Annotated in this window: 11 protein-coding genes and 1 pseudogene; 3 read left to right on the plus strand and 9 right to left on the minus strand. The window is 71.8% G+C overall.

Annotated features, from left to right (window positions below):
* From KBY81_RS00005 to KBY81_RS00015, 3 genes and pseudogenes are all read right to left on the minus strand, one after another.
* Positions 1 to 212: pseudogene (locus KBY81_RS00005) on the minus strand (N-acetylmuramoyl-L-alanine amidase); the annotation flags it as partial.
* Entirely contained in the window at positions 209 to 1,957 is a 1,749-nt protein-coding gene (locus KBY81_RS00010) for a M61 family metallopeptidase (RefSeq protein ID WP_254975113.1), read from the minus strand. The gene KBY81_RS00010 and the pseudogene KBY81_RS00005, both read right to left, overlap by 4 nt.
* On the minus strand, positions 1,950 to 2,294 hold the full coding sequence (locus tag KBY81_RS00015) for a DUF1257 domain-containing protein (protein WP_106220021.1): 345 nt from the start codon (positions 2,292 to 2,294) through the stop codon (positions 1,950 to 1,952). The genes KBY81_RS00010 and KBY81_RS00015 overlap by 8 nt, the downstream gene beginning before the upstream one ends.
* 7 nt (positions 2,295 to 2,301) lie before the next feature.
* Here KBY81_RS00015 and purN point away from each other — a divergent pair, with 7 nt between their 5' ends.
* A complete protein-coding gene (gene purN, locus KBY81_RS00020) occupies positions 2,302 to 2,961 on the plus strand; it encodes a phosphoribosylglycinamide formyltransferase (protein WP_254975114.1) in 660 nt (219 codons plus the stop codon).
* Here purN and argC read toward each other — a convergent pair.
* Positions 2,952 to 4,016, minus strand: coding sequence for an N-acetyl-gamma-glutamyl-phosphate reductase (argC, locus tag KBY81_RS00025; protein ID WP_106220023.1), 1,065 nt, complete (start codon positions 4,014 to 4,016; stop codon positions 2,952 to 2,954). The genes purN and argC overlap by 10 nt on opposite strands.
* A 79-nt stretch (positions 4,017 to 4,095) precedes the next feature.
* On the opposite strand from argC, the gene ribBA reads away from it, so the two are divergent.
* Positions 4,096 to 5,772 carry a bifunctional 3,4-dihydroxy-2-butanone-4-phosphate synthase/GTP cyclohydrolase II gene (gene ribBA / locus KBY81_RS00030; RefSeq protein WP_254971384.1) on the plus strand — a complete coding sequence of 559 codons (1,677 nt, stop codon included), beginning with the start codon at positions 4,096 to 4,098 and terminating at the stop codon, positions 5,770 to 5,772.
* A 50-nt stretch (positions 5,773 to 5,822) separates the two neighbouring features.
* Here ribBA and KBY81_RS00035 read toward each other — a convergent pair whose 3' ends face one another.
* Complete coding sequence (locus KBY81_RS00035) at positions 5,823 to 6,263, minus strand: peptidylprolyl isomerase (RefSeq protein ID WP_106220024.1); 441 nt, start codon at positions 6,261 to 6,263, stop codon at positions 5,823 to 5,825.
* Positions 6,264 to 6,312: 49 nt separating this feature from the next.
* Between KBY81_RS00035 and mtnP the strand changes: the two genes are divergently transcribed.
* The gene (gene mtnP / locus KBY81_RS00040; protein ID WP_106220025.1) at positions 6,313 to 7,296 is read left to right on the plus strand and encodes an S-methyl-5'-thioadenosine phosphorylase; all 984 of its coding nucleotides are present in this window, start codon (positions 6,313 to 6,315) and stop codon (positions 7,294 to 7,296) included.
* On the opposite strand, the gene murQ is transcribed toward mtnP, so the two are convergent.
* The 4 genes from murQ to dnaK all read right to left on the minus strand — a co-directional run bounded on the left by murQ (position 7,265) and on the right by dnaK (position 11,791).
* A complete protein-coding gene (murQ, locus tag KBY81_RS00045; protein WP_254975115.1) occupies positions 7,265 to 8,209 on the minus strand; it encodes an N-acetylmuramic acid 6-phosphate etherase in 945 nt (314 codons plus the stop codon). The genes mtnP and murQ overlap by 32 nt on opposite strands.
* Positions 8,206 to 8,607, minus strand: coding sequence for a DUF3110 domain-containing protein (locus KBY81_RS00050; protein ID WP_254975116.1), 402 nt, complete (start codon positions 8,605 to 8,607; stop codon positions 8,206 to 8,208). Before KBY81_RS00050 ends, murQ begins: the two co-directional genes overlap by 4 nt.
* 86 nt (positions 8,608 to 8,693) lie before the next feature.
* Positions 8,694 to 9,638 (minus strand): DnaJ domain-containing protein, encoded by a 945-nt coding sequence (locus tag KBY81_RS00055; protein WP_106220028.1) that lies wholly within the window; start codon positions 9,636 to 9,638, stop codon positions 8,694 to 8,696.
* A gap of 5 nt (positions 9,639 to 9,643) precedes the next feature.
* On the minus strand, positions 9,644 to 11,791 hold the full coding sequence (gene dnaK / locus KBY81_RS00060; RefSeq protein WP_106220029.1) for a molecular chaperone DnaK: 2,148 nt from the start codon (positions 11,789 to 11,791) through the stop codon (positions 9,644 to 9,646).
* Between the last annotated feature and the right edge of the window lie 101 nt (positions 11,792 to 11,892).

The raw sequence follows: 11,892 nt of genomic DNA on the forward strand, positions 1-11,892 counted from the left end.
GGCGGTGGCAGGGCCTGCTCGGGCGGCGACGGCGACCCTCCCCCGTCGGCGGGGGACTGGCGCACCTCCTCCAGCAGGTCGAGCAGGGAGGCGCGGCCCCCGGCGTTGCCTGGAGCGCCGAAGAGGTCACGGCCCAGCCAGGTGAGCCCCCCCAGGCTGAGCACGCCCGCCCCGGCCACCGCCAGCACCAGGGGGCGCAGGGACGAGGTCATGGCAGCAGCGACAGCCAGCGCTGCCGGTTGTCGCGGGTGTGGGGGCCGTCCAGATCGGGATCGATCACCAGCTGCCAGCCGGCGATGGCCGGGGGGTCGGGCACCAGGCGGGTGGTGCGCACCCGGCCATCCCGCGCGTAGAGCACCTGCCGTTCCGCCGCTGCCGTGGCCATGGCGAGGGCCATCGCCAGGTCCTCGGGGGTGCGCAGGCGCAGGTCGTCGAGGGCCAGCAGTTCATCGCCCGCCTGCAGGCAGGCCCGCTCCGCCGGCCCGTCCCGATGCACCCGCTTCAGCCGCAACATGCCCGATGCGGGCTCCTCCAGCTGCCAGCCGAAGAAGGGTTCCCGGGCCGGTGTGGGCCGCAGGGCCAGCCCGAGGTCCGCCAGGTAGGCGTCGAGGTCGGGGTCGTCGGTGCTCTCCAGCCAGTGCGGCAGCAGCGCAGCCAGGTCGGGGGCCCGGTCCGCGAAGGCGTTGACCAGATCGGCGTTGGTGTAGCCCCGCCCGGCGGCCCCATGGCTGCGCCACAGCGCCCGCAGCACCACCCCCAGGCTGGAGCCATGGCGCCGCAGGTGCAGGTCGAGCACCAGGGCCACAACGGCCCCCTTGAGGTAATAGCTGATCTGGCTGTCGGCGGAGGAGGCGTCCTGGCGGTAGAGCTTCACCCAGGCCTCCTCGGCGCTCTGCCGCAGTCCCTGCACCCGGCGTCCGGGGGTGAGCCGATAGCGGCTGAGGTCGGCCCCGAGGTCCTCGAGCAGGTCGGCCTCCGTGCCCACGCCGGCCGCCAGGGGCAGCAGCAGATCGAGGTAGGAGGTCACCCCCTCGGCGAACCAGAGACCGGGCACGATCGTGGCCCGTCCGTAGTCCAGCGGCGTCAGCTCGGCGGGCTTGAGGCGCCTCACATTCCACTGGTGCAGGTACTCGTGGGCCACGAGCTGCAGCAGCTTGCGCCGGCCACCGGGACCCGCCAGGGCGCGGCGGCCGTACTGGAGCACGCTGGCGTGGTCGTGTTCCAGGCCGCCGAAACCCGCCTCCAGCAGGTGCAGCACGAACAGGTAGCCGTCACTGGCGGGGGCGCTCTCCCCCATCAGGCGGCAGCAGGCCAGGGCGATCCGTTCCACGTCGGCCAGCCAGGCGGGATCCTCCACGGGCAGGTCGCCCCCCCAGGTGACCCAGCGGTGCGGCACCCCGGCGACGCTGAAGGGGTGGCAGGGGTGGGGGCCGGCCTCCAGCGGCGCATCGATCAGCCGGTCGTAGTCGGCGGCCACCCAGGCCCCGTCACCGGCGGCCGGGAGGGGGAGGAAGGCCTGCCAGCTCTCGGGCAGCCGCAGCTCCAGGCGGTGGGGATTCCAGCGTTCGCCCGTGGCTTCCAGCACCACCCCGGCCAAGGCCAGGAAGCCATGGTCGGCGCTGAGGTGGCAGGTGCGCACGCTCAGTTCCGTGGCCTGGAGGTCGTAGCGGACGACGAGGGGATCGAGGCGGGTGAGGGAGAGCCGCCAGCAGGCCTCCGAGAGCCGCGTCGGTACGACGCGGGCCTCCCCTTGAACCACCTCCAGACCCTCCAGGTTCCGGACATGGTCCCGGATCAGGTACGAGCCCGGGGTCCAGGCGGGCAGCCGCAGCTCCGTCCGCAGGCTCCGGGGGGTGAGGTGGAGGGTGACCTGGACCCGATGACGATGGGGCTCCCGCAGGTCGAGCTGGACGACCGGCCCGGCGGCCGTGTCGGGGTGGGGTGGGTCGTCAGACACGGAGCTCGATCGACGCCGTGGGGACGGCCAGGCGGGCCTCCTCGAGGGCCGCCCGGGCGGCATAGGCCCGGGTGATCCGGCCCAGCAGCCGCTGCAGGGCGGTGTTGCGGCTGAGGCGCTGGAGATCGCCCACCAGGGCGAGGGATCCGTCGTCCATGGCGGCCCATCCCAGGCCCTGGCCGTCCCTGAGCTGCAGCTGCAGCGTCACCGCCTGGCGTTCGCCGGCGAATCCGACCAGTTCACCCCCCCAGCGCCAGGGGAGATCGAGGCTGGCGAGGGTGGCCGCCAGGGCCTCGGCATCCCGCAGCACGGTGGGCAGGATGGAGAGATGGGACATGGACGCAATGCCCGATTCCGCTGACCATAGCGATCCCGGCGGGTCTCTCCAGTGGCCGTTGCCACAGCCGGCTCCGGCCTCCCAGGCCCCGCTGCGACTGGCGGTGATGGCCTCGGGGGCGGGAAGCAACTTCGAGGCCCTGGCGCGGGCCTGCGGCGAGGGGCGGCTGCACGGCCAGGTGGTCGTCCTGGCGGTCAACCGGCCGGACTGCGGGGCCCGGGAGCGGGCCGAACGGCTTGGCATCCCCTGTGAGGTGATCGACCACCGCCACCAGCCCTCGCGGGAGGCCCTCGACCGGGCCCTGATCCAGCTGTTCGAGGTGCACCGGGTGGATCTGGTGGTGATGGCGGGCTGGATGCGCATCGTCACCCCGGTGCTGATCGGAGCCTTCCCGGAGCGGCTGGTCAACATCCACCCCTCCCTGCTGCCCAGCTTCCGGGGCGCCGACGGGGTGGGCCAGGCCCTGGCGGCCGGGGTCACCCTGGCCGGCTGCACCGCCCACCTGGTGACCGCCGAGGTGGACGCGGGGCCGATCCTGGTGCAGGCGGCGGTGCCGGTGCTCGCAGGCGATGACCGGGAGCGGCTCCATGCCCGCATCCAGCGCCAGGAGCACCGGATCCTGCCCCTGGCCGTCAGCCTCGCCGCCCGGCGCCTGGCTCAGGGGTAGAAGGGCAGAAGCGGCAGGCCGGTGCCCGCCTCCAGGCCGCTGAGCAGGTTGAGGCACTGCACCCCCTGGCCGGCCTGCCCCTTGATCAGGTTGTCGATGGCGCTCATGACGATCAGCTGGCCGGTGCGTGGGTCCACCTGGACCGACAGCAGGCATCGGTTGGTGTTGCGCACCCACTTGGTGGAGGGGTAGACCCCCACCGGCAGGACCTGCACCGTGGGGCTGTGGCGGTAGGAGGCCTTGAGCAGGGTCGTGCAGTCCTCCGCCGTCAGCCCGGGGTCCCGCAGCCGTCCGTACACGGTGGCCAGCAGCCCCCGCACCATCGGCATCAGGTGGGGCGTGAACTGCAGCTGGATCGCCTGGCCCGCCGCCTGGCCCGCCAGCTGCTCGATCTCACTGGTGTGGCGGTGGCCCACCACCCCGTAGGGCGCCACGGCCTCGGCGGCCTCGGCCAGCAGCAGGTTCTCCTTGGCGGCCCGGCCGCCGCCGGAGGTGCCCGTCTTGGCATCGATGACGATGCCCCCCGTCTCGATCAGCCCCTGCTCGAGGAACGGCAGCAGGGCCAGCAGGCTGGCGGTGGGGAAGCAGCCGGGGGCCGCCACCAGGCGGGCCTGCCGGATCTGCGCCTCCGCCACCTCCACCAGCCCGTAGACGGCCTCCCGGCAGAGGTCATCGTCCTGGCGGGCGACCTGGCGGGCCTCGGCGGCATAGACCTCCTGCCACTGGGCCAGGGAGCGGTAGCGATAGTCGGCCGAAAGATCCACCACCTTCACGCCGCGCTGCAGCAGCTCCGGCACCAGGCCGGCCGCCAGGCCGTTCGGCAGGCTCAGCACGGCCAGATCGGCGGCGGCGGCGATCGCCTCCGGATCGGGCGAGCGCACCACCAGGTCGTCCTCCAGGGGGAGGAACGGCACCAGTTCGCTCCAGCGCCTGCCACTGCTGCGCTCCCCGCCCAGAAAGGTCACCGTCAGATCCGGGTGGCCCTGCAGCAGCCTGAGGGTCTGCAGTCCCCCGTAGCCACTGGCACCGATCACCGCAACGCGCTTGCCGGCCATGCGGAACGCAGAAGAACGCTGGATCGTACCGGCACCCTATAAATGAGGTTCGATCCTTTCTCCGATCCGTCTCGCTCCCTTGACCGTCCTGTCCGGCCCACGCCAGTCCACGGGCATTCACTTCGATGCCATCGCCGATGCCCTGGCGGCCATCCGTAACGGTGAGTCGATCGTGGTGGTCGATGACGAGAACCGGGAAAACGAAGGGGACCTGATCTGCGCGGCCCAGTTCGCCACCCCCCAGCAGATCAACTTCATGGCCACCGATGCCCGGGGGCTGATCTGCCTGGCGATGGAGGGCGAGCGGCTTGATGCCCTGGATCTGCCCCTGATGGTGGATCGCAACACCGACAGCAACCAGACCGCTTTCACCGTGAGCGTGGATGCGGGTCCGGAGCGGGGGGTGAGCACGGGCATCTCGGCGGAGGACCGGGCCCGGACGATCCAGGTGGCGATCCACCCCGATACCCGGCCCGGCGACCTGCGCCGACCGGGCCACATCTTCCCGCTGCGGGCCCGCCAGGGCGGAGTGCTGCAGCGGGCGGGCCACACCGAGGCGGCCGTCGACCTGGCCCGGCTGGCGGGCCTTTACCCGGCCGGTGTGATCTGCGAAATCCAGAATCCCGATGGCTCCATGGCCCGGCTGGCCCAGCTGGCCGACTACGCGCGCCACCACGGCCTGCGGCTGATCAGCATCGCCGACCTGATCCGCTACCGCCTCGACACCGAGCGGTTCGTGGCCCGCCAGGCGGAGGCCACCCTGCCCAGCAGCTTCGGCCAGTTCCGGGCGATCGGCTACCGCAACGAACTCGACGGCAGCGAGCACGTGGCGATCGTCAAGGGCTACCCGGAACGCGGCAGTGGTCCGGTGCTGGTGCGGGTGCACTCGGAGTGCCTCACCGGCGACGCCTTCGGCTCGCTCCGCTGCGACTGCCGCCCCCAGCTGGAGGCGGCGCTTCGCATGATCGAGTCGGCCGGTGAGGGGGTGGTGGTCTACCTGCGCCAGGAAGGGCGGGGCATCGGCCTGATCAACAAGCTCAAGGCCTACAGCCTCCAGGACGGCGGGCTTGACACGGTGGAGGCCAACGAACGGCTGGGCTTCGCCGCCGACCTGCGTAACTACGGCGTCGGCGCCCAGATCCTCAGCGACCTGGGGGTGCGCCGGCTGCGCCTGATCACCAACAACCCCCGCAAGATCGCCGGTCTGGGCGGCTACGGCCTCCAGGTGGTCGACCGGGTGCCGCTGGTGATGGATCCCGGCATCCACAACGCCGCCTACCTGCGGGTGAAGCGCACCAAGCTCGGCCACCTGATGGAGGCCGAATCCCACGGCCTCACGGCGGTGCTGGGCTGGCACGGCCCCCACGACCCCTTGCTGGGGGCCAGCCGTCTGGAGGTGCTGAGGGAGTGGGCAAGGCGCAAGGGGCTGCTGCTGGAGCGCGAGGAGGACCCCCGCCTGCTCGCCCTGCTCGACGGTCCCGGGCTGGCCCTGCTGCTGGCGGCCCACCAGTCCCGCCAGCTCACGGCCGCCGACCTGGCCGGGCCGCTGATGGAGATGGCCCGCTGGCAGGGCACCACCGGCGTGAACCTGCTGCTGGCGCCCGATGCCCGCCGCAAGGGCCATCCGAGCATCGATCTGGAGCCGGAGCGTCGCCAGCTGACCGACCTGGTGCCGCCTGAGGGCAGCGAGCAGGCGCTGACCCTCACCTGCCCGCTGCTCAACCTCACCCCCGGGGCCTTCATCGTCTGGTCCTGAGGGGTTGCCCGGGGCCAGCGGCCCCGGCTGTCCACCAGCACCGGGTGTGGTCAGTCCTCAATCGTCACCGTGCGGATGCGGCTGCCGTTCTTCAGGGCCAGCACCACATCGATGTTCTCGGTGTGGCCGAACACGGTGTGCTGGCCATCCAGGTGGGGCTGGGGGCCATGGCACAGGAAGAACTGGCTGCCGCCGGTGTTGCGGCCCGCATGGGCCATCGACAGGCTGCCGGCCTTGTGCTTCTGGGCGTTGATCTCGCAGGGGATGGTGTAGCCGGGACCGCCGGTACCGGCCATGCCGCGGGCACCCTCGCGACTGTTGGGGCACCCTCCCTGGGCCATGAAACCGTCGATCACCCGGTGGAAGGCCAGGCCGTCATAGAAGCCGTCCTTGGAGAGCTTCACGAAATTGGCGACGGTGCCGGGGGCATCGGCGTCGAACAGATCGATGGTGATCAGGCCGGCGTCGGTGTCCATCAGGGCCTTGGTCACGGTCGAGGAGGCAAACTTCGACTGTATCCGTCCAGGGCACCTCGCATCCATGGCCAGCACCGAGCCCCGTTCCCCGTCCCCCCAGGCCAGCGGTCTGCCGACGTCCGACCTTGCGAAGGCCCGTCTGGGGGTGCTCGGCGGCAGCGGCCTGTATGCCATGGAGGGCCTCGAGGACGTGCGTGAACTGACGGTCGACACCCCCTACGGGGCCCCCTCCGATAGCCTGCGGATCGGCCGGATCGGCGATCTGGAGGTGGTGTTCCTGGCCCGGCACGGGCGTCACCACACCTTCACCCCCAGCGAGGTTCCCTACCGGGCCAACCTCTGGGCCCTGCGCTCCCTCGGCGTGCGCTGGATCCTTTCGGTGTCCGCCGTGGGTTCCCTGCAGGAGAGCGTGCGGCCCCTCGACATGGTGGTGCCCGATCAGTTCATCGACCGCACCATGCAGCGGCCGCTCACCTTCTTCGGTGAGGGCCTGGTGGCCCACGTCGGCAACGCGGACCCCTACTGCGCCGTGCTCTCCCGGGTCCTCGCCGACGTCAGCGACAGCCTGATGCCGGAAGGGCGCCAGCTGCACCGCGGCGGCACCTACCTCTGCATGGAGGGGCCGGCCTTCTCCACCCGGGCGGAATCCGAGCTCTACCGCTCCTGGGGCTGCACGGTGATCGGCATGACCAACCACACCGAGGCCCGGCTGGCCCGGGAGGCGGAGATGGCCTACGCCACCCTGGCGATGGTCACCGACTACGACTGCTGGCATGCCATGCACGACGCCGTCACCGTCGAGCTGGTGATCGACAACCTGCGGGCCAATGCGGCCCTGGCCCAGCAGATCGTGCGGCTGGCCGCCGAACGGGTGCAGGCCCTGCGGCCCCCCAGCCCGGCCCACCAGGCCCTGCGCGATGCGCTGATGACGCCGCCCGCCCAGGTGCCGCCGGCCACCCGGCGCCGCACCGACCTGTTCACCGCCCCCTACTGGGGACCGTTCAGCGAGGGTGAGGTCACGAGGGAGACGACGCCGGCGGCAGGCTGACCCCGAGGGCCTCAAGGCACTGGCGCAGGCCGGGGCCGTGGCGTTCCAGGGCCGACCGGGCCGCTCCGGCCTCAAGCCCGGAGGCGGCCATCAGCAGCGCCAGGCGCACCGATCCTCCGGCCCGCTCCAGCAATCCCAGCCCCTGATCACGTGGTACGCCGGCCAGATCCCGCAGGATGCGCAGGGCCCGGTCCTCCAGCTTGCTGTTGGTGACCGCCACATCCACCATCCGGTTGCCATACACCTTGCCCAGGCGCACCATCACGCCGGTCGAGAGGATGTTGAGGGCCATCTTGGTGGCGGTGCCCGCCTTGAGCCGGGTGGAGCCGGTCAGCAGTTCCGGCCCGGTCAGCAGGCGGATGTCGATGTCACAGGGCATCGGCACCTGGTCGGCGGGCACGCAGGCCATGGCCACGGTGAGGGCCCCGATCGCCTGGCCGTGGGCCAGCCCCCCCAGCACATAGGGGGTGGTGCCGCCGGCGGCGATGCCCACCAGGGCATCATCCGGGCCGAAGCCCCGCTGGACGAGGTCGTCACGACCCGCCTCCCGCAGGTCCTCCAGTCCTTCGGAGCTGCGCAGCAGGGCCGCCGCCCCGCCCGCCAGCACCCCCTGCACCAGTTCGGGGGGACTGCAGAAGGTGGGCGGACACTCCGCCGCGTCCAGCACCCCGAGCCGTCCGGAGGTTCCCGCCCCCAGGTAGAAGAGGCGCCCGCCTCCGGCGAGCCGCGCCGCAATGGCGTCGATGGCGGCCGCCAGCTCCCCGGCGGCGGCGGCCACCGCCTGCTGGGGCAGCAGGTCGTTGGCACAGAAGAGCTCCACCAGGCTGGCCGTGGGCAGCCGGTCGAGGGTCTCGCTGGCCGGGTTGGGCCGCTCGGTGAGCAGGTGACCCCTGTCGCCGCCTGGGGCGCTCAAAGCAGACCTTCGAGGCGACGGCGGAAGGCCTCCAGCTCCGTATCGCCGCTGGGCCCGTCGGCATCCGCCCCGTCGGCGGGGGCCGGATCCTCCTTCCAGCCCGTCACTTCCATGTTGCGTTCGGGCGGGGCGAGCAGCAGCCGCTCCTCCTCGCTCTCGGGCATGAAGCCGGCGGGGACGAAGCGGGCCTCGTAGCCCGCTTCGGCGCAGAAATCCTCCAGATCCTGGCGATTGAGGGCCTCGACACAGGGCACCGGAAAGTCCTGGGCCTCGAGCAGCCCGGCGTAGCGCTCGGCGTCGTCGGGGTTCTCGAACAACAGCACCACCGTCCGACCGCCGAGTTCGAGCGAATGGATGCCTTCCTGTTCGCTGCCCGGATCGAACAGCAGGACATGCACCGGGTTGGGTGGGAGACCGCCGTCTGTCACATCGTCAGGGGTGGGGCGCAGGCCAGTGTCTCATCCGTTGGCGGTCGATGGGGCGTTCAGTCCCCGTCCCTGGGGCCGTTCTGTTCCCGGTCCAGCTCCCGCAGCCGCCGGAACAGGGCCTCCTCTGCCTCCGTCGGCCGCTCCGGAACCACGATTCTCACCTCCACCAGCTGGTCGCCGCGCTGCTCCCCCAGCCGCTGCCCCCGCTGCCGCAGCCGCAGCAGCCGGCCGCTGGAGGATCCGGGCGGCACCCGCAGCCGCACAGGCCCCTCCAGGGTCGGCACCACCGCCTGACAGCCGAGGGCGGCATCGGCGGGATGGAGATCGAGCTGGTAAAGCACCCGCAGGCCATCGATGCGCAGACCCTCCGCGGTGCGCACCCGCAGCTGCAGGAAGTGGTCGGCCCCGCCGGGCGCCACTCCCGCCAGCCGCAGCCGCCAGCCATCCCCCGCCAGGGGAGGGGTCCAGACCTCCACCACCGTGCCGTCCCGCAGCTCCAGCTCCAGCCGCTGACCACTGAGCGCCTGCTCCGGGGCGAGGCTCACGAGGGTCTCCTCGTCGGTGGCGGCCATCACCGGTGGCGGCGCGGCCGGCGCCGTCGCCACCTCGCCGGCCGCCGGGGGTTCCTCCTCGACGGGGTCCTCGTCCCAGTCACGGGGACGGCGCCTGTCCTGGCCGAACAGTTCCGCCAGGTAGTCCTCGAAGCGGGGAAAGCCGCTGGCGAAGGGATCGGCGTCGAGGCCGGCGCTGTCCTGGCCCTCCCCGGCTTCCCAGGCGCGACGGCGGACCGGATCGGAGAGCACCGCGTAGGCCTCGTTGACCCGCTTGAAGCGGGCCTCGGCCACCGGGTCGTTGCCGTTGAGATCGGGGTGCCAGCGGCGGGCCTGCTGGCGGAAGGCCCGCTTGATGCTGGCGGCGTCGGCGCCCGGAACCAGCCCGAGCACCTCCCAGTGATCGCGGGCGGCCGTGGCCGCCGGGTCCGACGTGGGGGACTGGCTCACGACCCTCAGCTATCGGCCCAGGGATCGTCCTGGTCGTAGCGGCCGGCGCGGCGGGGGCGGTGCCGCTCGCCGGAGACCTCGCGGTCGTAGGGCTCCTGGCGATCCCAGGGGCGACCGTTGTCCCAGCGGCGGGGGGGGAGGTCGTCGTCGTAGCCGGCCTCCCGCTCGGCGAAGCGGCCGAGGGGGTACGGATCCCGCTGCAGCGGCCGGGGCGGGCTCGACCAGGGGTCGGAGCGGCCCGATCCGCCCCAGTCGTCCCAGTCGTCGTCGGAGAAGAGTTCGTCCTTGAGGGACCCCAGGGTGTTCTTGAGGCCCTTGAGGGGTCCGCTCTCCGCCCGTCGTTCGCCCAGCAGGCGGCGGTTGAGGCCGAACAGGGCCTCCTGCAGCTGGCTCACGGCCAATTCGAGGTCGGCGGGGTCCTCCTGGGTGAGCACGTCCTGCACATCCCGCAGGGCCAGCTCCACGGCACGCTGCTGGCGGTCGGCACCGGCGGGGCCCAGCTCCAGGGCGGCATCCCGCAGCCGCCGCTCGGCCTGGGCCACCAGGGTCTGGGCGCGGTTGCGGCGGTCGATCACGGCCCGCTTGCGGCGGTCCTCCACCGACTTGCGCTCCGCTTCCTCCAGCAGCCGGTTGATTTCCTCCTCACTGAGGTTCGAGCCCCCCTGGATCGAGACGCTCTGCTGGCGCCCGGTGGTGCGGTCGGTGGCGGACACCTGCAGCAGACCGTTGGCGTCGATGTCGAAGGACACCTGCACCTGGGGCACACCGCGGGGGGCCGGCGGGATGCCGGAGAGGCGAAAGCGGCCGAGGGACTTGTTGTCGGCCGCCATCTGGCGCTCCCCCTGGAGCACGTGGATCTCCACCGACGACTGGTTGGCCTCCGAGGTGCTGAACAGGTCCGACTTGCGGACCGGAATCGGGGTGTTGCGGGGGATCAGCACCTTCATCACCCCACCGATCGTCTCCAGCCCGAGGGACAGGGGCGTGACGTCGTTGAGCATCAGGTCGCGCAGCTCACCGGTGAGGATGCCGGCCTGCACCGCCGCACCGATCGCCACCACCTCGTCGGGGTTGACCGACTGGCAGGGTTCCCGGGGAATCAGGGTGCGCACCATCTCCTGCACCATCGGCATGCGGGTGGAGCCGCCCACCAGCACGACGTCATCGATGGCGTCGGCACTCAGACCCGAATCCCGCAGGGCCCGCTGGACCGGACGCAGCAGCCGGTCGAGCAGGTCGGGGCAGAGCCCCTCGAAGGTGCCCCGCTCCAGGGTGGTCTCGATGTGGAGGGGGCCGTCGGGGCCCGTGGCGATGAACGGCAGCGACAGCGGCGTGCTCTGCACGCCCGAGAGCTCCTGCTTGGCCTTTTCGGCGGCCTCGGTGAGCCGCTGCAGCGCCTGGCGGTCGCGGCGCAGGTCGATGGTGTGCTCCGCCAGGAAGGCCTCGGCCACCCAGTCGACGATGCGGCGGTCCCAGTCGTTGCCCCCCAGCTGCGTGTCACCGCTGGTGGCCATCACATCGAAGACGCCGTTGGCGATGCGCAGCACGGAGACGTCGAAGGTGCCGCCGCCGAGGTCGAACACCAGCACCCGCTTCACGGTGCTGCGGTCAAAGCCATAGGCCAGCGCCGCCGCGGTGGGTTCGTTGAGGATCCGCTCCACCGTGATGCCCGCCAGTCGGCCGGCGTCGCGGGTGGCCTGGCGCTGGGCATCGTTGAAATAGGCCGGCACCGTGATCACCGCCGCCTCGACCGCCTCGCCCAGGTAGGTGGTGGCGTCGTCCACCAGCTTGCGCAGGATCGAGGCCACCAGTTCCTCGGGGGCGTACTCCCGTTCCGTGGCCGGGCAGATGACGCGCACGTTGCCCTGGTCGTTGGCCCGCACGCTGTAGGGCACCCCCAGGCTGCCCTCGTCGAGTTCGTCCCAGCTGCGGCCGACGAAGCGCTTGAGATTGGCGAAGGTGTTGCGGGGATTGAGCACCAGCTGGCGCCGGGCCAGCTGGCCCACCAGCAGTTCCTGGTCGCGGCTGAACCCCACCACCGAGGGGGTGGTACGCCCCCCCTCCGCATTGGCGATGACCTGGGGCCGGCCGCCTTCGAGCACGGCCACCACCGAATTGGTGGTGCCCAGATCGATGCCGACGATGCGCCCCATGGAAGTCCTGATGGCGGCCCAACGCTACCGGAGCCTGTCGACCGTTAAACCGAGCTTAAACGGGCCGGCTGAAACTCGTGCTGAGATCAGGAGCAACGTCC

The sequence above is a fragment of the Cyanobium sp. Lug-B genome (assembly GCF_024345635.1).
Taxonomy (GTDB): Bacteria; Cyanobacteriota; Cyanobacteriia; order PCC-6307; family Cyanobiaceae; genus Cyanobium; species Cyanobium minutissimum.